General features: G+C 65.6%; 18 protein-coding genes. 6 read left to right on the top strand and 12 right to left on the bottom strand.

Features of this window, described 5'->3' with window-relative positions; genetic code table 11:
• Positions 1-61: 61 nt before the first annotated feature.
• The 10 genes from ACOEQ2_RS06815 to ACOEQ2_RS06770 form a co-directional block, all read right to left on the bottom strand.
• On the bottom strand, positions 62-1,807 hold the full coding sequence (locus tag ACOEQ2_RS06815; RefSeq protein ID WP_419730628.1) for an alpha/beta fold hydrolase: 1,746 nt from the start codon (positions 1,805-1,807) through the stop codon (positions 62-64).
• Positions 1,804-4,317: a hypothetical protein gene (locus tag ACOEQ2_RS06810; protein WP_419730627.1), complete on the bottom strand. Its 2,514-nt coding sequence runs from the start codon at positions 4,315-4,317 to the stop codon at positions 1,804-1,806. The genes ACOEQ2_RS06815 and ACOEQ2_RS06810 overlap by 4 nt, the downstream gene beginning before the upstream one ends.
• 61 nt (positions 4,318-4,378) lie before the next feature.
• Positions 4,379-5,350 carry a DUF1839 family protein gene (locus ACOEQ2_RS06805; protein WP_419730626.1) on the bottom strand — a complete coding sequence of 324 codons (972 nt, stop codon included), beginning with the start codon at positions 5,348-5,350 and terminating at the stop codon, positions 4,379-4,381.
• Complete coding sequence (locus ACOEQ2_RS06800; RefSeq protein WP_419730625.1) at positions 5,338-6,249, bottom strand: amino acid--[acyl-carrier-protein] ligase; 912 nt, start codon at positions 6,247-6,249, stop codon at positions 5,338-5,340. The genes ACOEQ2_RS06805 and ACOEQ2_RS06800 overlap by 13 nt, the downstream gene beginning before the upstream one ends.
• Positions 6,250-6,252: 3 nt before the next feature.
• On the bottom strand, positions 6,253-7,416 hold the full coding sequence (locus tag ACOEQ2_RS06795) for an acyl-CoA dehydrogenase family protein (RefSeq protein WP_419730624.1): 1,164 nt from the start codon (positions 7,414-7,416) through the stop codon (positions 6,253-6,255).
• Complete coding sequence (locus tag ACOEQ2_RS06790; RefSeq protein WP_419730623.1) at positions 7,413-7,664, bottom strand: acyl carrier protein; 252 nt, start codon at positions 7,662-7,664, stop codon at positions 7,413-7,415. Before ACOEQ2_RS06790 ends, ACOEQ2_RS06795 begins: the two co-directional genes overlap by 4 nt.
• Before the next feature lie 85 nt (positions 7,665-7,749).
• Complete coding sequence (locus ACOEQ2_RS06785; RefSeq protein WP_419730622.1) at positions 7,750-8,898, bottom strand: polysaccharide biosynthesis/export family protein; 1,149 nt, start codon at positions 8,896-8,898, stop codon at positions 7,750-7,752.
• Positions 8,899-8,960: 62 nt separating this feature from the next.
• On the bottom strand, positions 8,961-9,983 hold the full coding sequence (locus ACOEQ2_RS06780) for a glycosyltransferase family 2 protein (RefSeq protein ID WP_419730621.1): 1,023 nt from the start codon (positions 9,981-9,983) through the stop codon (positions 8,961-8,963).
• On the bottom strand, positions 9,980-11,170 hold the full coding sequence (locus tag ACOEQ2_RS06775) for a glycosyl transferase family 1 (protein ID WP_419730620.1): 1,191 nt from the start codon (positions 11,168-11,170) through the stop codon (positions 9,980-9,982). Before ACOEQ2_RS06775 ends, ACOEQ2_RS06780 begins: the two co-directional genes overlap by 4 nt.
• Positions 11,167-12,657 (bottom strand): oligosaccharide flippase family protein, encoded by a 1,491-nt coding sequence (locus ACOEQ2_RS06770; RefSeq protein ID WP_419730619.1) that lies wholly within the window; start codon positions 12,655-12,657, stop codon positions 11,167-11,169. The genes ACOEQ2_RS06775 and ACOEQ2_RS06770 overlap by 4 nt, the downstream gene beginning before the upstream one ends.
• A 123-nt stretch (positions 12,658-12,780) precedes the next feature.
• On the opposite strand from ACOEQ2_RS06770, the gene ACOEQ2_RS06765 reads away from it, so the two are divergent.
• A complete protein-coding gene (locus tag ACOEQ2_RS06765) occupies positions 12,781-13,860 on the top strand; it encodes a glycosyltransferase family 4 protein (RefSeq protein WP_419730618.1) in 1,080 nt (359 codons plus the stop codon).
• A gap of 301 nt (positions 13,861-14,161) precedes the next feature.
• On the opposite strand, the gene ACOEQ2_RS06760 is transcribed toward ACOEQ2_RS06765, so the two are convergent.
• A complete protein-coding gene (locus tag ACOEQ2_RS06760; RefSeq protein ID WP_419730617.1) occupies positions 14,162-16,540 on the bottom strand; it encodes a helicase-related protein in 2,379 nt (792 codons plus the stop codon).
• A gap of 144 nt (positions 16,541-16,684) precedes the next feature.
• Between ACOEQ2_RS06760 and ACOEQ2_RS06755 the strand changes: the two genes are divergently transcribed.
• The 5 genes from ACOEQ2_RS06755 to ACOEQ2_RS06735 all read left to right on the top strand — a co-directional run bounded on the left by ACOEQ2_RS06755 (position 16,685) and on the right by ACOEQ2_RS06735 (position 22,780).
• The gene (locus tag ACOEQ2_RS06755) at positions 16,685-17,653 is read left to right on the top strand and encodes a class I SAM-dependent methyltransferase (protein WP_419730616.1); all 969 of its coding nucleotides are present in this window, start codon (positions 16,685-16,687) and stop codon (positions 17,651-17,653) included.
• A gap of 657 nt (positions 17,654-18,310) precedes the next feature.
• Positions 18,311-20,065, top strand: coding sequence for an AMP-binding protein (locus ACOEQ2_RS06750; RefSeq protein ID WP_419731152.1), 1,755 nt, complete (start codon positions 18,311-18,313; stop codon positions 20,063-20,065).
• Positions 20,066-20,181: 116 nt separating this feature from the next.
• On the top strand, positions 20,182-20,787 hold the full coding sequence (locus tag ACOEQ2_RS06745) for an NADPH-dependent FMN reductase (RefSeq protein ID WP_419730615.1): 606 nt from the start codon (positions 20,182-20,184) through the stop codon (positions 20,785-20,787).
• Positions 20,788-20,838: 51 nt separating this feature from the next.
• On the top strand, positions 20,839-21,372 hold the full coding sequence (locus tag ACOEQ2_RS06740) for a flavin reductase (RefSeq protein WP_419730614.1): 534 nt from the start codon (positions 20,839-20,841) through the stop codon (positions 21,370-21,372).
• Between the two features lie 280 nt (positions 21,373-21,652).
• On the top strand, positions 21,653-22,780 hold the full coding sequence (locus ACOEQ2_RS06735; RefSeq protein ID WP_419730613.1) for an AGE family epimerase/isomerase: 1,128 nt from the start codon (positions 21,653-21,655) through the stop codon (positions 22,778-22,780).
• Between the two features lie 53 nt (positions 22,781-22,833).
• Here ACOEQ2_RS06735 and ACOEQ2_RS06730 read toward each other — a convergent pair whose 3' ends face one another.
• Positions 22,834-23,934 carry a hypothetical protein gene (locus tag ACOEQ2_RS06730; protein ID WP_419730612.1) on the bottom strand — a complete coding sequence of 367 codons (1,101 nt, stop codon included), beginning with the start codon at positions 23,932-23,934 and terminating at the stop codon, positions 22,834-22,836.
• Positions 23,935-24,060 lie beyond the last annotated feature (126 nt).

The raw sequence follows: 24,060 nt of genomic DNA, 5'->3' as shown, positions 1-24,060 counted from the left end.
TGCCGAAGGAGATAATGAGTCGTTAACGCCTGGTATAAAGCAGGTGGAGAGTGAAGTGTTTTTACGCGCTCAAGCCTACCGATTCGGCAGAATTTGCGTCGGAAGCTTCGAAGATACGACAGATGTAGTCGATGAAATGCTGTCGTGCCGTGTGGTCGAGGAGCGCGTGGTCGGCACGCGGGATCACCTTAACGTTGATATTCTCGAATCCTTGCAGAGATCGTTGCCCCGGTCCTACCACGAGTGCGAGTTCAGACAGCCCCGGATCCCCCTCGCTGTAGAGGAGATCGACGTGTGTGCCGCGTTCGTCGAGCTCAGTGAGCCAGCGTCGAACCTGGCCGGAATGTGTCCGCAATCCCATCTTGCGTTCGAGCAGCAGGCAGCCACTGATGTAGGCATTCGCGAATAGCCGACGGATGAGTGCCGCACCGATCGAACCGACGGCAATCTCACCGCAGAGCAGACGCAGCCAGACGCCCTGTCGGGTTGCTGCCCTCAGATAAAAGGCAACAGGCCGCCGTTGCTTCCTGTTGATCACACGTAATGGTACGTCGTTCTCCCAGATAAATTTCTGCAGGTTTGTCAGGATCAGTCGATCGATACGCGGCTCGTGCAGGCCGGCATGGAATGCTGCATGAGCCCCCGAACAGATGCCCACGAGGACCGGCCTGTGGAGCCCGCGGGCCGCAAGCACTTCGACTCCGGCGACCACATCGCCGACGATCTCCAGCCCATACGGATCCGCCTCCTGGTCGTCCCGGCTGGTGCTGTCGCCGAAGCCAGCGGCGTCGATACGCAACGAGGCAATGCCTAGAGCGGCAAGTCGCCTCGCCAGGGTGACGTACACGCGCCCGTCGCCGGTCCTTCGGCCGAAGCCCGTGTTGAGCATGAGCACGGTTGGTGCAGGGTCCACATGGCGCTGCATAGGTAGGCAAAGAACACCGTACAGGCTGCTCCGCGGCCCGAAGTGCAGACCTTGCTCTATCGCGTTTGGCAGTTGCAGAAGCCCGCACGTTGGCGGAAGCGGCGGTGGCAGCCTTCGATCCCGGGGTAGCAGGCTCGCGCACCATTCAACGATGTTTGTGAATGCGGCTTGCGGGACCGTGGCGGAGAACGGGTTCTGCAGGAACTCAGGCGCCCCAGGAAAATCGCCGCGCGTGACGCGTGCCCCAAGTTCCTCGAGGCGGTTGGCCAGAGCGGCGATCAGGGGCGCTCCGCTTGCTTCCATCAGCAGGACGTCCGGCGCCGTCTGCGCGAGCGTGCGCAGGTCGATCGCCGACAGCGCGTGCAGGGTTTCGTCGGCGAGGCGGTCGCCCGCGACATCGAGATGTGCCGAACCTGTCTGCGGCGGGGGCAGGAGGTTGGCTTCGCGCCATCCGTTGGCGAGCAGCCGCAGCTCGCGCGTGTAGCTCCTGCCGGAGATCACGGGCGACAGGCAGCAGATGGCGATGATCGACGGATCCATTGCGGCCGCCCGGAGCGCGAGAGCGGCGCCGAGCCGAAAGCCGATCAGCAGCATGGCGTCGGCGCCAGTCGCGTGGCGAAGGAAGGCGGTTGCAGAGCCGATGCTGCCTTGCCAAGCTCCGAGTCGATCCGGATCGGTCTCGCTACCGGCAGAGTCGCCGGTGCCGGGATAATCAAAACGTAGCACGCTGAAACCACGCTTTTGTAGAGCATCGGCCAGGATCTTGCAGCCGCGATAGGTGAGCATCGCTTCCTGACCGAACGGTGCGCAGATCACGACCCCGATCCCGTTCGATCCGACGTTCAGCCAGCCAGCGCACCCGTCGAAGGTCACCGGCATCATGCGGAGGTCGCCAGCGGACTATGGTGCGGGCTTGCCTCGGCCCCGTTGCGGACGCCGAAAGACACTGTTTGCGTTCCGTTGATCGCCGCTACGTGTCCGGAGGGCGGTTCGCTCCAGCCGCGCAACGCTCGCAGCGTGATGCGTCGGAGCCTGGCTGGAGGCAGATGGAACCAGTCATCGTCGGCCTGGTAGCCCTCAACGACGATATGCACCGCCTGAGCGAACCGGATGGCGGTGATGTCGATGAACCAGCTTGAGTCGATCACTCCGATAGTTGCCTTGATGCCGAGATCGTCGGATGGCAGGGCTCGGCCCAGAGGAAAATGGAATGCTTCGGAGAGCGGGTGTCCGGTCCTGGCGCACCGGAGTGTGGCGATCGTGACGTGATGTTCCGGCGGACCGAAACAGTATGCCCGGGTGATGTCGAAGAAGCTGTCGAGGAGCGCCTGGCTGGAGAGCGAGACCGCAGTGCGTGGTCCGAGCTCAACCGGTTGCTCGGCTGACACCACCGCGATCGACCCACGCCGGAGACATTCGAGTTTCAGGACCGCAGACACCGGATCCGGCGTCTCGTTCAGGACGTGGACGCCCAGACCGTCCAGCCCTTCGTCGGACAGCAGCAGCTGGATCGGAGCCAGGACACGACGCAGCCCGTGCCAGGCGGCCTTCTTGTGGCCGTGGCTGTCGATGATACCCCAACCACTCCCGGGCTCCAGGTCCTGGAGCTGCCAGACCAGGCCGCCGGAACAGGACGAGCCCGGACGACGCCACTCGGCGAACACCGCCTCCATCAGATCCGCGGTAACGGCCCGGGACAGGTCGAGATAGCGGGCGTGGTCCTCGATGCGCAGACGTGCAGGATCCACCGAGTAGAGCGTGCTGAGATAGTGATCGCGGATGTCTGCGAAGTCCCAGGACGCCCCCAGGTCCCGCGGCGCATGAGCAGTTTTCCGCGACGATGGCGATGCGGCGCTTGGCGGGTTGGCGAAGGCGAGGCATTCGCTGGCGAACCGCACCCCGGCGCGGCGTGCATCCTCCAGCGGCCGTCGATAGGCGCCGACGCCGTAATAGTGCGCAACCCCGGCGCCGACCGTAATCGGCAGCGGGCCGCCCCAGGGAGAGTGCGGAACGTAATGCAGGCCGGGGTCGAGGCGCCGGACCAATTCGGGAAGCGTCGTTTCGAAAAACGGCATCGCCCGTCGCGCCGCGGTAACGCCGAGCATCGTCGCCTGCTGCGCCATCTCCGAGCCGCCGCACAGCACGACGAAGGATGGGCTGGCGCCGAGGCGGCCGAGAAGCTGCTCGACCTCCGCGATCGCCTGCCGCCGCAACGGCTCGCGGTCGAGCGGGTAGTCCAGGTTGGCGAACATCAGGTCCTGCCAGACCAGGATCCCGAGTTCGTCGCAGAGCTCATGGAAGGCCGGCGTCTCGTAGAGCATGGTGCCACCGAGGCGGACCATGTTCATGCCGGCATCGCGCAGGGCCACGAGCCAAGGTTCGTATGTGTCGCGGTCGCCGGCGAGGCCGAGCAGGTCGGCGCTGGTCCAGCAGGCACCGCGGCAGAACACCGCGACGCCGTTGATCTCGAGTGCAAAGCCTGCCCCGTCTGGCCCGTCCCGGACAACGGCCTCACGGAACCCAACCCGACCGAGACTCAGGGCGGTCGCGCCATCGCTGAGGAAGACCTCGTGCAGGATCGGCGTGCCATGCGTATGCGGCCACCAGCGCGCGACACCGGGCAGCGTCACTTCAACAGTGAGGCGGCCGTTTTCCGCTTCGTTCAGGTCAACGATCCGCGTCCCAACACGCAGGGTGAGCGGGCGGCGAGTTGATGGCCCGGGGATGCTGGCCGGATCGTCGAAAAGGAGGTCGACGGACAGGATCCCATCATTGCCATGCATCCTGGTCGCGAGCCTGCAAGACTCCACGATGCCCGGACCCCCGAGACGCTCGATCGGCCGGAATGGGCCGACCGCGTGGAATGACGGGCACCAGCCGGGCATATGACCGAGCAGTGTCTGTCGATACAGGCGCAGCGCGTTCGTCGTCACCAGCCGGGTCCGCCAGCGCGACCGTCCGGACGTTGCAGCGAGCGCCGTCGAGAGCGAGCGGAAGCACAGCGCCAGGCGCATCGGGCCGCTGGTCGGGAGCGCGACCGTCAGGGAAAGGAACATGCTCGTCGACTCTGCGACGCGGTGCTTGTCGAGCCAGATTTCTGCGAGACCGGCGAGACCCAGGAAGCGTAACCTCTGGCCCGGAAATGCCTCGAACACTGTCAGGAACCAGATGTCGTAGTCGTGCAGCGGCAGTGGCACTGGTGCCCCCCACGCCGCTGGTCCCTGCAGAACCTGGAGTGCCGTACCGGGAACGATGCCATCCCGCCACGGCATCTCGGCCGGCAGCAGGTCGGGAGTCGGCACGGTATTGGCCGCCGTTCGGGCGATCCGCCAATGCGCTTCCAGGAGCGGCGCGAATGCGAGCGGCGGCGCGTCGAACGCAGAAATGGTCACGATAAAGCTGTTTTTCGGATATAACGGAATGACGAGCCGTAGCCTTTGAGCCAGCGCGATGTCATGATGTCCAGGCCTCGAGGCCGGACACGATCTCCGCATACGACGTCTCGAACTTGGTGAAGCAGTCTCCGCAGGGATCCGGGCGCTTCCGGGCGACGCTGCGTGCGAGGCGGAACTGCAGCACCTTGGCGGTCTGCGCTATCCTGTCGCACGCGTCGACCACGCTGCCGAGCCGATCAGACGAGAGCCACGCGACATGGCTGCCGAGAAGCTCGAAATTCGCGCCGACCGAGCGTGGGAAATGGAATGCATAATCGTGGAACGTCTCGGGCGCTGCGATCAGGCTCTCGAGATCGCCCTGGAACGCTTCGCCCCAGATGGAGAATGGGCTCGCCGACGGGCGGCGGGACAAATGTCCACGTAGCAGCTCAACCGCCGTCACATGCAATGCTGCCGGGTCGAGCCTGACAGCGGCTTGGGTGACGACCTCGACGTAGGGAGGAAGCAGGTCCGGCTGTTCAGCAAAGTCCGGACGCAGGCGGAGCGCGCCGCGGTAATCGTCACCGTCGAGCAGGCCGCGCGCAGCGTTGTGAAAATAGTGGCAGTTGCCCAGATCAGGAGCGATGCAGTCGATCGCGATCGTCGTTTTCACATGCTGCTGGCGGTAGGTGGTCGCGATGGTGTCGGGCAGGTAGAAGGCATCCACTTCGAGAAGCACGGTCTGACCGCGCCCAACATGCAGAGCCGTATGCTGCTCCAGTGAGCGGTAGATCGACAGCTCCTGCACCGTCAGGCCGTAAAGCCGGCGCAGATCCTCGAACGGTATCTTCGAGAAGGTGAACTGGTCACCCTCATGTGCCTGGGCAATTCCAAATCCGAAAGCGGCAGCGGGAACCTCACCGAGGCTGGCAATGAGCTCGATCCATAAATCGGTATAGCAATTAGTTTCCGGCCAGAAGCGGCCGACGTCGTGCAGGACATGAGGCACGAAGCCGCCTGTTGCGCCTAGCTCTTCATTCAGGATGGCCACAGTGCAGTCTTTACATGCTGAGGCCAGGCCGAACGATCAAGACCGTGATGGCGGAACAAGGCGAGTGTCAGCCGCTCGAACCCGAAACCTACGCAGGCCGTATGGGCAAGGCTTCCATCTTCCATCCTGAGGTCCCAGATCTCGCTGAAATGGTCCATGTGGTAGTTGAAGCTGAGGCACGCAGTCGGGCTTTCCGTGCTGTTGACCGGGACCAGAAGCTCGTATTTCAACGCTTGGTCGCGCTGGCTTTCGGCCATGATCTTGCCCCCACGGCCGAAAAATGGATCGTTGGCCACGTCGATAGCCACTGGCAGTCCGAGGGCGCCGATCAGCACACGTCCGCGTTCCGACCACATGTCGCGGAAGGCCAGAACGCTGGCAGGCGCACCGATGCAAACGAACTCGCGCATCCGGAACATCTGCATCCGGGTGGGCTCGACCGATGGCTCATGACGGAAGCAATAGGAGGACACGTCGACAATGTGCCCGGCGGCGCTCACCGGCCCGCGCAACGCCATCATCGGATACACCGGGTAACAGGCGGCCGGCGTCAGGGCCAGGTCGACGGACTGCTGTTGTGCCGTCCAGTCTTCGCCGGCTTCGAGGCATTGCAGCAGCTTCTTGTGAGCACGATCGTCGCCACAGAAGCAGTGCACCGTGCCGGCGAGATGCGGGAACCCTTTCAAATACCCGCTCGTCTCCATGACGCTACGTGGCATGGCCGGCGGGAAACGTACGACCTCCGCACCGGGCATGCCGCCGTCCCGAGAGATCAGCCCGTCGATCCCGTCGACCACGCTCTCGAATTCGCCGCTCCGGCCATAGATGCCGTCGACGCCGCTCGCGATGAGGAGCCCGGCATCGAAAAGCGTATCGCGGAACGAGTTCTCGGTCGGCATGGCTTAGCCTCTCATCAGCGGAGCGCGCTGGGCGACGAGTAGCGTTGCTGTGTTGGCAGCAATACGATCGTTGTTGACCATCAAGGGTGCCGAATGAAGGTCGCGCAGGTGGCGGCCGATGCTGTAAGGGGTCCCGTACTTGTAGCCGGCGATCCCGCAGATCAGCATTGCCTGCTGCACGACCTCTAGTGCCGCCTCGGACAGGGCGATTTTCAGGCCGTTCACTTCGGCCAGGAAGCCCAGCGGAAGCGCCTCGCGATCGCTGATCCGGATCGAGAGATATTCCCCTGTCGCACAGTCCAGGCGTGCGCGCATCGACGTCAGCATCGAGACGGCTTTTTCCAAACGGACCGCGCCAGGCGGCAACGATCCCGGATTGGTCTGCGCCTGCCGCCGAAGAAATGCCCTCGCCTTCTCGGTCGCGTCGGTGGCGATGCCGAGCCAGACTGAACCCCATAGGATGTGCGAGGTCGGCAGCATGGTGTGCTGCGCGATGTCCCCGAACGGCAACGGAACGATCTGTGCAGGTCGGGCGGAGAGCGAGACGTCGAAGGCCTTGCTGTCGGTTCCGCGCATGCCGAGAGTGTCCCAGCGACTGGTCTCGGTCAGCGATGTGTCCGTGCGTTCTGCCACGATCAGGATCTGGTCGGAGGAGGATGCCTCGGTGTTGCGCCGCGCGGTCACCAGAAGTGCGTCGGCATGCTCCCCGTACGAGATCGCAGATGAGCGTTTCGATAAGGTCAGCCGATCGTCGAGATAGTCCGGCGCGCAGAGGCTGGAGCGGATGTTACCGCCGATGCCCACTTCCGAGGTGACGGAGGCCAGGAGCAGTTGTTCGGACGCAACGCGCCTCAGGAACTCGTCCTGCCATTCGCTTCCGCCGACCGCCGCGACCAGGCAGGCGACCTGGATTTGATGCATGGCATAAATCAATGCGCTTGAACCGCAGGCCTGCCCCAGGATACGGCAGACCATCGCCGCATCTGCCAGTGGCGCGCCAGGTCCGTCGAGATGGACCGGGACGAGCAGGCCAAGAAGCCGGTGCTCCTTGAGCGCATCTATGGTTTCGGTGGGAAAACGGGCGCAGGAGTCCACGTCGTCCGCATGGGCGGCAGCAACTACGGCCGCCGATCTGGCGCGGTCCGAGAGGGCTCCCAGGTCGTTCAAGACGTCAAGGCCGGTGGCTTGAGGCCGTTGACCACACTTGCAAGCGAGCTGATGCTCTCGAACGAGCGCCGTGTCAGAAGGTTGTCTGGAAACTCCACGTCGAAAGCCTCCTCGACGGCGAGCATCACGTTGACTGTGGCAAGTGAGCTCAGGCCCACCTCGTAGAGATTATCTTGTGCGCCGAGACCTTGGGTCGGGACGGACAGGCGACCACAATCGGTCAGGATCTTGCGAATACGGTCTTCCATGGCATGTGCCTCCTCTTGGTCATGGTTTCGCAGAAAAACGTAAACAAAGGATGAGCAGAGATGGCTGGTGGCGGGCCAACACGTCCTATCTCAAGCCGGCATTGAATCCCTGGCTGGTGTAGGCAGCTGGCAGGACGAGCGCCAGAAACTTGGCAAGATCAGTCGAGGGGGCGTTCGACACGAAAATAATATCTTCCGGGTGCATGATGAATCGGCTGGCGTAGATGTAGCCGCGTGGGTCCCGCAGGTCTGTGACATAAACTGTCGGGATCTTGATCCCGGGCTGGATGTCTCCGGGCCGCGTCAGCCGGTAAACGAAGAGGGCACGGGCGTTCGCGCGGTCGTCTTCCAGACCGCCCGCCCTTGCGAGCGCGTCCGCAAGTGTCACCTTTTCACCTCCGAATGCGATACGCCGGTCCAATGGCCCGAGCGAGGAGGTCTGGCCGGTCGCGCCCATCGCCAGGAAGAACTCCGGATCATGCGATATGTAGATTGCATCGCCGGGCTCCAGAGGCAGATTCTGTCCGGGATCCGCAACAATTTCCGAGAGGCGCGCGCGTTGCACGGTGCCTGCCCGTTGCAGGGACACGATGGTTTCGTAGTCCGGGAAGCGCGGGCCACCGGCGCGTGCGATTGCGCCCATCATCGTCTCGCCGCCGGGGTCGAGCGAGAAATGGGCTGTCCCGCCGACATCACCCACAACCGAGATCATGCCGGAACGCCGAGCCAGGATGCTGACGACCGCCTGCGGTTCGAGCGCGCGGCTGCCGAGCCGCTGCACGATGGCGCGTTCGACTGCGGCCGGAGTATGCCCGACGACCGCAATCTTGCCGCCGAACGGAATCGTTATGTTGCCGCCCTCATCGACCTGCTGTGACGGCAACGTGACCGAGTTTCCGGAAGGGTTTTCAGGGTGGTCGGTGATGAACAGGCCTCCAGGCCCGGACTCGAAAATTGTGATACCCAGGTCGTCGCCGACACCGATGGTGCCGTGGATCGCGTGGCTGGTTTCGGCGACAGAGAATCGCGGTTCGGGAGCGGGCGTGGTGAGGAAGCGGAGCGTGTCGGCATCGACGGTGATCAACGCGTAGGCTGTTGGAGTGGCCGGATGCAGATCAGTGACGGAAGCCTGTTGCCGCACGGCCTGCAGGCCAGGCCCGCTCTGCGGAATGAACGAACCGCAACCTGCGCTGGGAATGATGATGGCCAGGCTCATGCCGATGGCCGCGGCCATCAGGAGTGGCCGCGCAGGGACCGACACGTGGGACGCTCCGTTGTGCGGCTGAGGTCTCTGACTCATGCTCGCGCCTCTGCCAACATGACCGATTTTTCGTCCGGCAAGGTCCGTGTGCGGGTCAGGCGGCCATCGAGGAAGCCGATCGCCCAGGCGATATGCATGACGATCGCGGCAGGCCCCATCGCCACAAGGGCTGGATCACGCTGCCGTACGGCCTCGGTGAGGCCCCAGACCAGGCAGGCGGAGAGATACAGCCCGGCTGGCACTGCCATAAGCGGAGCGCATGGTGCGAGCAGCGCACACGGCATCGCCATCAGGATGACGATCGGCAGGCATTGGCGGAGCCGTAGCCGCAGCCGGTGCTTGACCGTCGTGCGCGCCCGGCCGCGTCCATGCCGGACATATTGCGTCCCAAGCTGCCGCAACGTCTCACGCGGGTAGTAGTCGATCGCGGCATCGCTGCAGAGCCAGACGCGGCCGCCGGCCTGCAGGGCGCGGATATCGAGCTCTGCATCCTCGTTATGAGTGAAGGTCGGATCGTAGCCACCGAGCGACCGAAAGAAGTCCAGGTCGAAAGCGGCGTGATGGCCGTGATCGACGAAACGCGAGTTGCCGGCGCGACGATGGCTCGATCCGCCATTGCCGAGCAGGCTGTTCTGGGCGGCGGCAATTGCGCGCTGCGTCGCGCTGCTGCCGACCGTGCGCATCGGTACTACCACTGAGGTGGCGCCTGTCGTTGCCAATGCCTTCAGGCAGGTCCGTACGAATCCTGGCGGGTAGCCGGCATGAGCGTCGGCGCGAAGCAGCACGCGGCTTTCGGGCGACGCGAGGTGCGCAGCCAGGTTGCAGGCTGCCGATTGCAGCCGCGCCGGATTGTCGATCAGCCGGATCACCGGATTGGCAGCAGCCAGGGTTCCCACGATCGCCAAGGTCCCGTCGCAGCTGCCGCCGTCCATCACCAGGATTTCCGTTCGCAAATCGCCCAGCTGATCGAGCAGCGACAGCAGAGCCCGCCGGACATGGCGTTCCTCGTCCAGCACCGGCATCACGATCGTGAAGAAGGGGATCGCCGCGCCAGTCATGCGGCTTTGTCGTGTCGGAGGACGGCGGACTGTCCATGCGGGGCGTCTCGCCGGTGCAATCCGCGCAGCGTGTCGACGAACTGCGCTGCACTGTCGGCGCTTTCCATCAGCGCCATCCGGTCGATGCGCCCGACCGCTGCCTGCAACGACTGGTAGGAGCCCGCATCCAGCCCGGCGAAGAACCGGTCCAGCACTGGCTGCAACGGCTCCTCCAGCAGCACTCCGCAGCCCTGCCGGGCAAACCATCGGCCGGTTTCCACCGACGCCAGGGCCAGCGGCACTGCACCGAACATGCTGCCCTCATAGAGCCGGTTCGGCAGCAGCCACTCTGAATTCAGCCCGGCCTCATAGAAATCGAGCGTCCAGTTGAAGTGTACGTCCATGTATAGGCCGGGAAGATCGATCGCGCGGTCGTAGCCGCCGCCGAACCGCATCCCCGGGGTTGCGGCGACCACGGCGTCGAACTCGGGAATCACGTCGCGGGCCGGGCGGCCGCGGATCTCGACCTCGATCGTGCCGCTGGATCCCCGCACCAGGCTGGCCAGCAGCAGGAGGCTGCGGCGGCACCGGATGATGCCGAACCAGCCGATCCGCCATGGCGGTCCGTCCGGCCGCGGTGATCCCGCCTGGCAGGAGGTCGCGCCGTCTTGCAGTTCGCTCGCGAGGACCTTGTTCTCCAGCAGGATCCATGGCGGCAGGCGTCGATGGGCCGGTTCGAAATAGGCGTCGATGAAGCGCGGCGAGCTGACGATCAGCAGCGCGCACGAGTTCAGCAGACGCTGTTCGATGCGGCGCATGGCAAGGCTGGGGAGACTGTTTCCGGTCATCAGCCTATGAATATCAAGGCATTCGTAAATAATTGGTTTACCGAGCCGCAGACGGGCGCGCACCAGCACCGCGATCACCAGCATCTCGAGGCTGCGGGCGAGGATGATGTCCGCGGCCCGCATCTCGTCATGCCACCGTCCGGACAACAGGACCGCCGCCGCCGTCGAGACGATCCGTCGCACCAGGCGTCCGTTCCGGGTGATGCCGATCAGGCGTCCGGAGGTCCCGTCATGCGCCCCTGCATTCCGGACGCGGCTGAAGCCGACCAGCCGGACCAGCGCACCACCCTCCTGCAGGAAGCGGACGCGACGACGGATCGCGGCATCCGCCAGGTCGTGCGCCAGATAGAGCACCTTCATGGAAGGGCGTTCAGCGCCGGCGCCGGTTCCGGAAGACGCAGCGACCAGAGATGCGCGAGCCCGATCCACGCACCGCCGACAAGGAGTGCCGCCAGGCCGGACAGGCACAGCAGCGTGCAGCTCCGTGACGGCGTGGCGCCGGCGCCGATCGGCATCATCATCGCGACCATGCCTGATGCCGAGATCATCAGCAGGACGGGAACCAGCGCGGTCAGGGCGTAGGTCAGCGCCGGTTGCCGCACCTCGCCACGCGACAGCCACGCCATCCAGCCGACGATCACGGCGTTCTTGACGACCATCCCCATCGCGCAGAGCAGGATGCTCGACCCCGCGAAGGCGAACACCAGGGCCATGCTGCCGATGGCGGACGCGATCGATGTCATCAGCAACTCGCGGTTGCGCCCCGAGACCGAGAGGAACGATCCGGGCACCATGCCGACCGCCCGCACGAACCCGTTGAGCGACAGCCAGCCGACCAGCGGCGCGGCTGCGAGCCATCGGCGCCCGAAGACCAGCGCCACGACGGCATGGCTGTTGCTGAACACCACCGCGGCCGGGATGCCGCAGACCACCGAGAGCACGAACAGGGCGCGCCAGGTGGCCTTCTGCCGGGACAGCGCGCCGTCGGCTGCGAACAGCGGCTGGAACAGGATCGACGAGAACGAGTTGGCCACGGTCACGAAGGTGGTCTCGAGCCGCTTGCCCAGATTGTAGTAGGCCAGACCGAGTTTCCCGGCGAGCGGGGCGATCGCCATCTGGTCGAGGTAGTTGATCGAGGCCGCCAGGACGCGGTTGCCCGTCGAGAGCAGGGTCTCGCTGCGGAGCCGGCGCACGCAATCCCCGTGCAGTCGAGGCCGGACCAGGAGTCCGCGCCCTATCGCCGTGCTGCCGAAGGTCAGGCCCGACTGCACCAGCTGGTAGGTCACGAGACCGTAGATCGGCGCCACCACGAGTGCCACCAGCACGCCGAAGCCGCCGGCGACCAGATTGGCCACCACCGTGCGCACGGCCAGTCGTCGGTAGGCGAGGCGGGCCACCAGAATGGCTTGCGGCTGCACCGTCGCCAGATCGAGCGGGATCCGTAGCGTCAGCAGGGCCAGGATGATGAAATGGGCATGCAGCCCGGGGACAAGGAAGCCCAGCCCGTACAACGTACCGACGCAGAGCGGCACCAGAACGGCACTGGCACAAAGCAGCAGGGCGAGTGCGGTCTCGTGGCAGCGCTGCAGGTCGGTCTTCTGTTGCAGCAGGGCCTCATAGACCCCGGGTAGGCCGACCGCCTTGAACAGCTCGGTGCAGGCGGTCGCCAATGCGATCAGTCCGAGCACCGGCGGGCTGATCTCACGTGCGAAGAACACGAACAGGGCGAATGGCAGCAGCACGCTCGAGGCGGCATTGACGCCCGCCCACACCGCGCCCAGCAGGTAGGATGAAGCGGGCGCGGGAGAGGCATCGGACGCCACCGCACCGCGGTCAGTCTTCCGCATCGATCCGACCTCACCAAAACTACCGAATGTAAAGCGCCAAGCTACGTGAGATCCGACAAATTCCCCTGAGAGCTAGTAACTTATTGTCTGCTGTGTGACTAGTTAAATCGGTCCGGATACGTAATGCTCGAGTGGGAGTGCGTCGTGGTGAGACAGCGTGTCTTTTATGTATTAGGCGGTCCGCTTCAGGCGGATCTTGAGGCAAGGAAGCAATCCGGAGACCAGCCGCTCTCGGAGTTCAATCTGTTCGCTAAACGCAACGATGCACGGATCGTGTCCACCGACGAGGTTCAGGGCGGTGATCCTATTTCGTTGCGACGGCGGCTCGGTCTGGCGCGTGTGATTACACAACGTGCGGCCGATTACGATCTTCTCGTCACCTCAGGTGAGGATATCGGCTTTCCTCTGACGCTGGCATCGATGCTGACGAAGCGGCCGAAGCCGATCTGGATCATCCTGCATGGTTCGTATCTGCAGGGGAGGAAGTTCGCGGCGATCGCGCCGCTTCTGCGCCGTGCCCGTCATGTGCATTTCTTGTGTCTGGCTGAGTCGTTGCGCGCGATGATGATCGAACGTCACGGATTTCCGGCTGATCGCTGTCACAATGCAGGTTATGGTATCGATACGAGCTTCTTCACTCCCGGGCCGCCGGGTCACGAGCCCCTGATCGTTTCGGCCGGATCGGCAAACCGCGACTACCAGACCCTGGTCTCCGCCGCCGAAGGGCTCGGAGTTCCCATGCGCATCGCTGCCGACAGCCTATGGCGTCCCAAACAATCCCCCCTCGATCCAGGGGCACTCCCCGATTTCGTGACGATCGGCTCGGCTGGCAACTACATGGATCTACGCAGACTGTATCAACAAGCATCGGTCGTCGTCGTGCCGATGCACCCCGCACAATACGCATGCGGATATGCCGTCATTGCCGAGGCGATGGCCATGGGGAGAGTCGTGATCGCGACGCGCACGGCCGCGCCGTCGGATCTTCTTGTCCACGACAAGACCGGATACTATGTCGAGCCTGGCGACGTCACCGGGCTGCGCGGCAAGATCCGTGTTCTGCTCGACGAGCCGCAGCGCGCGCTGGACATGGGCGCCCTGGCTGCGGAACGCATGCGGAAACACTTTTCCCTTGCCGCATATTGCGAGACCATCGAGCGCACGATCGGCGTCCACTCCGTCGCGCCGCAGGTGGATCTGTGAGCAGGCCATGGCATTGGGGTCAGGCGACCTGATCGATGCGCTTCCCGCGGAATTGCATGCCAGGACCTCGCGCGCGTAAGGTGATATGCGGCCGCAACGGCAGCACGTTCGGCCCGGCACAGGCGTTCACGATGACCGGGTGATCGAGGACCAATGCCTCCTCCCAGTGTTCTTGTCGCTCCAGTATGGCAAGTCCGCCATGACTGGGTCGCGCGTCACCCTGTCCAGGCAGGCGAACTTGCCAGGCCGCAGAGGGTCGGAACCCTCCCCAATTTCAGCGAGGGGAGGATCGTTGCGGACCTCAGGCGGTCCTGCGCTTCGGCTTGTCGACCGGTTTCTGGCCTCCCGCTTTCTGGCCTCCCGCCTTCTGCGCCGCGCCGGTACTGCGGGCCTGCTGCCTGAGCACGGCCTCGATCCAGCCATTCAGCCGCACCGTCATCGCTTCCGCTTCCTCGCGTGCCAGGTAGGCCTCGGGGAACCGCAACGCCATCCAGCGCCACGCCACCAGACGCTTGTGGCGCTTCTCCGCCCGCTCGAGCTCGTCGCGCGCGGCCCGCTCAGGCGGTGGCAGCCGGGCGCCCGACGGCAGTGGCACGGCCCGGCCCGCACCGTGTTCGGTCGCCCAATTCGCCAGCCGCGATACACCGTTATCGCGCTCGTCCACCGGGCACATCGCGTAGGTCCAGCGCTGTTGCAGGTCCAGTCCGGCGACACCTTCCAGGGCGGTGGCGACCTCGAATGCCTGGCTCATGTCGGCCAACCGGTAATTCGGGTCGTCGCGACGCAGTACGGCGCGCCTGATCCGCGCCAGCACGCCGAACAGGCTGTCCGATCCGATCTCCGCAGCCACAGCCTGCACGATGTCGGAATCCGGTTGCACCAGCGGCCGCAGCTCGGCATGCACCAGGGGAGGGGCCGCGAGCATCGTGCGCACGAAGGAGGGACTGCCGGCGCCGGCCAGCACTGCGACGATGCCCGCCTCGTGCTTGCCGTAACGACCCGCACGGCCGCCGATCTGCTTGATCTCGTGGCTCTGCAGATCCCGGCTTTGGGTGCCGTCGAACTTGCGCAGTGCTGCGAACACCACGCGGCGGATATTCAGGTTGAGCCCCATGCCGATCGCGTCGGTGGCGATCAGGATGTCCGCGTCGCCGTCGTTGAAACGCGCCGCCTCCGCCCGCCGCACTTCAGGGCTCAGCGCACCATACACCACCGCCACCCGCCGACCACGCGCCTGCAACGCCGCCCGCAGATCCAGCACGTCGCGACGCGAGAACGCGATCAATGCATCGCCGCGCTGCAGGTCGCCGAGCTGTACCGGTTCGGAGGCAGCGGTCAGCGGGCCTTTGCGATCGAGCGTGATCTCGTCCAGAGGGTCGCCACATAGCTCGGCGATGCGGCGCACCATCGGCACGCAATCCGGCGATCCCAGCACGAACAATTCGCGGGCCGGTGCGCCCATGATCGCCGCGGTCCAGGCGGCGCCGCGCTCCGGGTCGTGCAGCATCTGCGCCTCGTCGACGATCGCCACGTCGACCGGGTTGTGCAGCGGGCACATCTCCACCGTGGCGGCCAGGTGCCGGCTGCCCGGCACGTTGATCCGTTCCTCGCCGGTGGCCAGCGACACCAGCACGCCACGCGCCGCCAGGCTCTCGCGGAACTCGTGCGCCAGCAGCCGCAGCGGCGCCAGTGCCAGCCCGCTTTCCGCGCCGGCCAGACGCTCGATCGCCAGGTGCGACTTGCCGCTGTTGGTCGGGCCGGTGACCAGCGTGATCCGGCGTTTCAGCGCGCGTGCGGTGGCGAAGTGGGCTGCGTACCGGTCCAGCGCCGCCACCCGTGCCACTGCCGCATTGGCCGCCTTGCCGCCAGCCTTCTGGCCGCCGAGAATCGTCGGGCCGCGCGTCGCATCCGGCTCGGCCTCGCGCCACGCCTGCACCTGCGGCCGCAGCCGGATCAACTCGGCCGGGTCGAACTCCCAGCGTTCGCCGTCGGGCTTGCCGGGTTCGGGCACCCGCCGCGCCACCGGCAGCCGGTCGGCGGCGACCCAGCGCAGTGCCTCCCGGGTCGAGCATCCCAGCAGCCCAGGCACCTCGCGGAACTCGACCAGGCTGCGCTCCCAGTCGCGCAAGCGCTGCAGTTCCGCGCGGCGGCGGGTGCGCGAGACGGTCTCGGCCGCCTTGCGCTCCTGGCGTCGCTGGGCCTCATCCCGGAGTGCCGCCCGCGCAAAGGCCGCATCGGACGACAGCCCGAACGCCTCGGCCACCAGCCCGGTCAGGGTCTCGTGCTGGGTCGCCGACAACACACGGCCGCCCTCGTCGAACAGCTCCGCGACGGCCGCGTCGAGTGCCTCCGCCGGGGTCGCTGCGAGCCCGCGCAGCCGGCTTCGCACGACATCCGCCAATGCCTCGCGCAGTGCCGGTTCGTCCGCCTCCGGATCCTGCAGGCCGGCTGCGGCGGCGATCGCATCATCGCGCCGGACCCAGATCGCGCCGGCGCGCTGCGACAGGTCGACCAGCCGCCCGACCCACCCCTTGCGGCGGACTTCGCACAGGGCGTCGCGGACCGCGTCGGCGTCCGCGGGCAGGCGGCGCGCGACCAGCCGCAGCAGGCGGGGCATTTCGGAGGGTTCGACGACCAGACCGGCCGCCTCGATCGCGGCCTCGGCCGGGGATGATGTCATGACACTCTTAAAGCACGATCACCGTCGTCCTGCGTAGCGGCCAGACCGGTGGCCGCGAACATCGGCCGAGGGCTCGGCGCCATTAACCGGATGGTAACCCGGAGATCGCCATGATGCCTCGTGGCTGGAGGAGTGGGCGCGACTATGAACATGATCGCGCCCGCGTCGGGAGGGCTGCACTCCTTCGGCCGGAGCCCGTTGACCGGCAGCACCGACACCGTCCTGGTGCACGAGCTCGACGTGGCACAGATCGTCCTGGGCTACCGGCTGCGTCTCGGCGTCGATGTGAGCCGGCTGTTCGCGGGCGTCTCAACGCTGCGCCTGCTGCACGAGCCGGCGACCGGCCTGTCGTTCTTCGATCCACCGATCCTCGGCGACGGCGCGTTCTATGATGAACTGGCCCGTCATCCCGGATATTATCCCGGCGAGCGTCAGGAATTCGCGCTCGCCGCAGCGCACGTACCACCGGGTGCCCGGGTCTGCGAAATCGGTGCGGGGGCCTGCAGTTTTCCGGCACACATCCCGCATGCCGACTATGTCGGGCTTGAATTCAGCAAGGCCGCGATCGAGCAGGCACGAACGCGCGGCATCACCCTGCTGCCGGAGGACGTGGTCGATTTTGCCCGGGTTCGAGGCGAGGCGTTCGACGTCACCTGCGCCTTCCAGGTCCTGGAACACGTGCGCGAGCCGCTCGCCTTCATCGAGGCGATGGCGGCGCTGACCAGACCCGGTGGGCGGATCATCCTCTCCACACCGAATGCGGAGGCCTACATCGCCCGGTCGCGCGACGTGCTGAACGTTGCCCCGCACCACCACACCTGGTGGACCGACCGGTGCTGGAGTTGGGTGGCGGACCGCCTCGGTTTCGCGCGTCTCGAGCTGCTGCACAGCTCGATCGACGAGGTGCTGATGCCTTGGGCCCGGATGGTGGCCGCCGACGGGCTGGCCAACATGCTCGGACTCGAACTGCATCCGGTGGTGGATGAAAGACCGATCCGGCATCGGATCGACGTGCTGGCGGAACAGACCGCAAGAACCATCGTCGCCGGCCTGCGCCACCGAAACGACGTCCCGCTGCTGGGCCACAGCACCGTGGCCGTCTTCACCAGATAGGGACGACGGGCACGCCATCCGCCGGCGCCAGCCTGCGCGATTGCCCTGGTGCCGACCCCCTCGCCACCACCCGGGGCGGCATCGTGAAGCCGTGCGCGCAGGCACTCGGATCACCTCGAGGACTCGGGGGGCATGTCGCACTCCCCGGTGGCTGCCGGCCCTCGAGCAGCCCTCCGGGGACCGCAACAGCTTCCAGCCCAGCCCAGCCCAGCCTAGACGCAGCCGACAGCTGGACCGGTGGCGTGAAATCACCCGGATCCGACGTATGGCCCGGGCCACCGGCCCTGCCGCGGATAGTCACCGCGCCGGGAGGAGCCATCCGTTGAACCGAGCTGCCCGATGGTGCGGCCGGCGTCGACCCGGTGGTCTTGGCTGCAGTTAATCACCCCAAGTTGATCCTGAGTCGGTGTCCTCGTTGCCTCAAGCGAATGCTCATTATTAACTGCAAAGTAACGATAGCGCTCATTCAGGAGCTTTGCTGGCGGTTGAATTTAGTGCTTATTCCCGGTAGTTCCGGTCGCGTTAGAGTTTGCTGTTTAAGGTCGAATTACGTTGCGGCCCCGACCCACCGGCAACTGTTTCTGTCCGCTAAACCCTGTTCAACCGGAACACGTGCGACCGCCGTTTTGTCGCGCGAGATGAGGAGTCTTGGCAGCCGTGATGTTCGTGCAGCAGATTTCCGCCGGTCCAGCGTTGTGGTCGAGCAGCGGTCCGGATCAGGAGATCCAGGGAGACAACATCTGGAAGCTCGTCGACAGGGCGTTACGGTCTGATTTCGAAAACAAGCTGATAAAGTGCGACGGCCTGTCGATAACCAACGGCGAACTTTATGCCGCGATCGAGGCATTGCCGTGGAAGCCCTCGTATCGGCTTGTCGGCATCATGATGTCGCGTTGTATATCTGCCGTCGCGGCAACGCTCGCGGTCTGGAAGAACGACGCGGTGTACGTTCCGATCGCGGTCGAATATCCGCTCGTGCAGATGCTGGCGATCACGGAAAACTGCGGCCTCGACCTCATCATCAGTGACCGGCTCCTGCTGTTGCCGTGCTATCGCGAAGTCGGGTGCCAGTCCGGCGTCGATGGTGTCGTCATGCGCTTCTACGAGCGCATCATGCCCGCCGGCACCGTGACGCGGGATATCGAGCATCCGGGTCTCTGCTACATCGCCCATACCTCCGGAAGTTCCGGCGCTCCCAAGGGCGTGCGGGTCACGCATTCGGCGTTGTTGAACCGGATCGCGGCGATGCGGCAGTTCCTTGACGTCGGTCCCGAGGACCGGTTCCTGTACAAGATCCCGACCCTATTCGATGTGCATATCTGGGAGTTCGTCCTGCCGATCGTGTGCGGCTGCATGCTGGTGATCTACCGGGAGACGACACGCTTCTGCCTGCTCGCGGTGTCCGAACTCATCATCGAGGAGCGGGTCAGCATCGTCGGCTTCACGCCGGCCATGTTGTGCGTGCTGCTGAAGAGCCAGGAATTCGTCGAAGACAACGTGCTGCGGGTTGTCATCTGTGGTGGCGAGGCCTGGGCGCCACAACTCGCGTCCGACGTTTACGCCAGGATGCCGCACGTCGTGCTCTACAACTCCTATGGTCCGACCGAAACCACCATGGTCGTGACCAATTGGCGGGTGCCCAACCGCCCTGGGCCGCAGGAGATCAGCCTCGGCCAGCCGCACGCCAACACCACGCTGGTGGTGGAGGAGCATGCCCGCATCATGACCTCGAAGGGGCTGCAGGTCACCGGCGAACTTCTGGTCGGCGGCGAGCAGGTCGCACTCGGATATATCGGCGCAACAGCAAGCAATCCGTTCAGCGAGCGCTCGATCGGTGGCCGCACGCTCCGCTTCTACGCGACCGGCGACATGGTGCGGCTGGACGTGTCGACCGGAAACCTCTGCTTCCAGGGCCGCAAGGACAACCAGATCAAGATCAACGGCGTCCGGATCGAGCTCGATGAGGTCGAGAATGCGCTGCGGTCGATCGATGTGGTCAATGGCTGCGTGGCCTTCGTCGCAGAGAGCGGTGGCGCGGGCCAGCTCTGGGCATTCTTCACGACCGCCGACGATCGGGAGGTCTCGATCGACCACATCCGGGCAGAGTGTGCCCGCCAGCTGTCGCGCTTCAAGATCCCCTCCGTGCTGCGGCATGTGCAAACGCTGCCCGTGCGCGAGAACGGCAAGATCGACAGGGGCGTAAAGAACCGTTTCCTGGTCGCCCAGGAGCCCGGGCTGGCCTATGCCGAAAAGATCGCCCTGAAGCCCCTGGCCGATGTGGCGGATCACCTTCTTAAGCCGATAGCTGCGACTGGCCAGGACAGGTTCCGCCCGCAAGTCCTCGGACACCGTCCCGCCGACTTTGCATCCCGACGCCTTGACCGAGGTGGCGCCGCATCCGGGGTCGGTTGATCTCGCGACGTGGCTGCTCGATAGTCATCCCCTGGAGATCCGGCTGAGGCCTGTTTCCGGCGATGGTGGTCGATCCGGCCGTCCGCGCGCCCCGCGTCTCTGCGAAGGGTCCCGTCATGTCCAGCTACGCTCCCCTCATCGTCGGCCTGGGCGGGACCACGCGTGCCGGCTCATCGTCCGAGAAGGCCCTGGCCACGGCCATGCGGGCTGCGGCGTCGATGGGTGCCAGGACGGAGATGTTCGACGGGCCGAGCCTGGTGCTTCCGCTGTATGCGCCTGAAAATCCCGCCCGCAGCGAGGGCGCGCAGCGTCTGGTGCAGGCGTTGCGCCAGGCGGACGGCATCATCATTGCGTCTCCCGGCTATCACGGCTCGGTATCCGGCCTCATCAAGAACGCGCTCGATTATGTCGAGGATCTGGCCAAGGACGAGCGCGTCTATTTCGACGGTCGCGCCGTCGGGCTGATCGCCTGCGCCTATGGCTGGCAGGCCACCGGATCGACCATGGCGGCGCTGCGCTCGATCACCCATGCCTTACGCGGCTGGCCGACGCCGCTCGGTGTCGCGATCAACACCGTGGGCCAGCCGTTCGATGCCGAGGGCCATCCGACCGACGCGGGCGTGGCTGCACAGCTTGAGCTGCTCGGGCGCCAGGTGGTCGACTTCACGCGGCATCGCGAGGCGTACCTGCGCACCGGGCCCGGACCGGTCGACGCGGCGTGACCCCGCCCCGGGCCGCGCGCGCGAGGCAGACGGCGAGGCGGACCACACGTCATGGATGAGGCGGTGATCGACTCGGCGATCTTTCGCGAGGGCATGTCACGTCTGGCCGCTGCGGTTTCGCTGGTGACCACCGACGGACCGCGCGGGCGCCACGGTTTCACGGCCTCGGCGGTGTGCAGCGTCACGGATACGCCACCGGTCCTGCTCGTCTGCATGAACCGGGACTCCGTGCCGGTCGACGCGTTTCGCGAGAATTCCGGCTTGTGCGTGAACGTCTTGTCCGGGGCGCATCAGGGTCTGTCCGACCTCTTCGCCGACCCATCCATCGCCATGGCGAACCGGTTTGCCGCATCGCCCTGGCTCACCACGGTCTCCGGAGCGCCGATGCTCCCGACCGCTGTGGTGAGCTTCGATTGCAGCATCGCGCAGGTGGTCGAGATCGAGACCCACAGCGTGCTGTTCTGCCGGGTTCGCGATATCGGTTTTGCCGACCCCGTGCAGGACGCCCTGCTCTGGTGCAGCCGCGGCTACCACACGATCCCGCTCGCCTCGCGGCTGGTCCCCCAGGGGTCCAAGGCGGGCTAGGGTCAACGGGGCAGGTCTTGCCCGACCCAACCCGTTCATGTCGTGGGCTGCCCCCCCGCTTACCGAACGCGGTCGGCTCGGTGCCGTGGCGGACGCTGATCCGAGGGGCCGCGATGGTCAGGCTTCATCCTGGTGCTGGTCGGCCTCGCCTGGCGCCCGGCCGGCCTGCACGAGCGTGCTTTCAAAGCCGGCCTTTATGGGCTTACCTCGTGCAGGCAGGACTGTTCCGGGGTGGCATCCGTCGATGCCCCCGGGTCGGCAGGTCCGGGGGAGACGACGCATGACCGGGTCCGGATCGACCCCCTTGCAGCTGGTGGCGGACCGGATCCGGCTTTGGTTCGATGCGGCATGGCCACTCTGGCTCGAGCAGGGCATGGATGGTGGGGGCCTGTTCCACGAGCAGCTCGATCTCGCCGGCCGGCCTGACCTGTCGCCACCGCGGCGGGTACGGGTGCAGGCGCGCCAGCTCTATGCGGTCTCGCGTGCCCAGGCTGCCGGTTACCCGGCCGCGAATGCGATGCTCGCGACCGCCCTGGAAGCTGTCGAGCGCCGATGCTGGGGCAAGGCCGGCGGTCCCGGATGGATCCATCTGCTCACCCCGGCCGGAGAGCCCTCCAATACCCTGCGCGACCTCTACGACCAGGCCTTCGTGCTGTTCGCGCTGGCCGGGGTGCGACAGGCGGGCTTCGAGCACGCACTGACGCTGGGCCGTCGGACACTGGACTTCATCGACACGGCCCTCGCGGACCACGACGTCGGTGGCTATCGCGAGGGGCTGCCGGACTCGCTGCCACGCCGCTCCAACCCGCACATGCATCTGCTCGAGGCGTTCCTGGCCTGGCACGCGGTCACGGGCGAGAGCGAGTTCCTGGACCGCGCCAACCGGATCGCCTGGCTGTTCGCCGAGCACTTCTTCGACCGGACCAACCGCACGCTGGGCGAGTTCTTCGACGCGAAGTTCGTCCGGCTGCCGGGAGCCCGCGGAGACGTCGTCGAACCTGGCCATCATTTCGAATGGTCCTGGCTGTTGCACCGGCTCGCCGAGGCCGGCGGCACCGACCTCCGGCACGAGGCCCGCACCCTGCATGACTGGGCAGTTGGCCACGGCCTCGACGCCAACGGGTTTGCGATCGACGAGAGCGACCGGTCAGGTCGTGCGACCAGATCAACCCGACGGGTCTGGCCGCAGACCGAGCTGATCAAGAGCACCCTTGCGAATGGCGACACCGAGGCCGCAGCCCGCGTTGCCGGCGCGTTCCTGGACAGCTACCTGGCCACGCCGATCGAGGGATTATGGGTCGATCAGTTCGACCAGGCCGGCGCCGCGATGTCATCGACCGTGCCAGCCAGCACATTCTACCACATCATCGTGGCGTTCGAGGATCTGCTGCGGATGGCAGGAGGATAAGCCACGGCACAGCCAGGGCACCATCATCTGCCGATGCAACCCCCCGGGGCCGTCTAGCTTGCGCCGAACAGCCTTCCGATCAGTGGGTGGATCGGCTCGGCGGTCGCACCATCATCGCCGATCCACAACTCGCTCATCGTTGCTCCGCTGTTGACGAGCAGGAAGCTGCGACCCTGGATGCCGACGGAGAGCCGCGAGTTGGCCGTGAATCCCAGTCCGGCAAGATCCACCGAGAATCCGTGCAGTCCATCGCCGTAACCGGATGAAGCAAGATCCTGCCGAAGCCGGTCGGCTACGAAGTGCCGCACAGCCTTCGCGTCCCGATAGAGCGTAAGGGTGACCGGCAGGGTCTGGCCGCGCTGCCAGGCCCAGCCGAACAGCCTCTGATCCCGGATGCCGTCGATGAAGCCGTCGAAGATCCTGCGCGCACTCTCGATGTAGGCCGGGCGGTCGGGTTCCACCAGCGCCACGAGAGGTGCCACGTCGGCAGGATCGAGATGCAGGCCACAAAATTCGAGCAGACGATCGACGAAACAGTCAGGCTGGCTGACCGCTTTCTCATAGCTGACCAGCATGACCGGGCAGTCGAGGGCCTTGCTGAACTCCAGCATCTTTTGAAGGTCGAAACTCGCCAGCGTGAGGCTCTCGAACGGGTCTCGATGTTCGGATATCGCGTTGCGCTCCGCGATGGCCACGGCATCCCGCACCGTCAGGACAACGAAGGGGTTTCGACAGTGACGCACCGTGGACGGTCCGTGCACATGCAGATGTGGCCGCTTGAAGCCCCAGATCGGGAAGCGATCGTCGCGTTGCCTCAGGAGTGTCCGGTAGCGCTCGAGATCCAGGTCGGTCTCGTCGAAGAGCGCCGAGAACTCGTTGTCCTCGAACACCACGTGATCCAGATTCTCACCGAGATAGACCCCGGCGCCGTGCAGGACCCTGGCGACCATGCTGGTCCCCGACCGGGCCACGCCGGTCAGGACCAGCGTCTTCGGGCTCCGTATCTGACCCCCATCCGGAGCGACGGGGTGTAACGTGATGACGCCCTTGTTGCGAAGATCCATGTCCATCCCGACCGGCGACGCAAGACGTCCCCGGGATGAGCCCTTCGGCCGTCTAAGTCTATAGTTCGAGACGAAACGGTCGTGAAACAAGGGCGGCCCGGGAATGATCGCCCGGGCCGCCGTAGGTCAGTTGCTTTTAGGCGTGACCGTGCAGGCAGCGAACTTGCCCTTGCTGTCACGGCAGGCCTTGGGTTTGACAGAGGCGCAGGTGATGAA

Origin of the sequence: Lichenicola sp. (assembly GCF_965198575.1) — a bacterium.
GTDB lineage: Bacteria > Pseudomonadota > Alphaproteobacteria > Acetobacterales > Acetobacteraceae > Lichenicola.
Note: the sequence above shows the minus strand (reverse complement) of the source record. Positions and strands in the feature narration are given on the sequence as shown.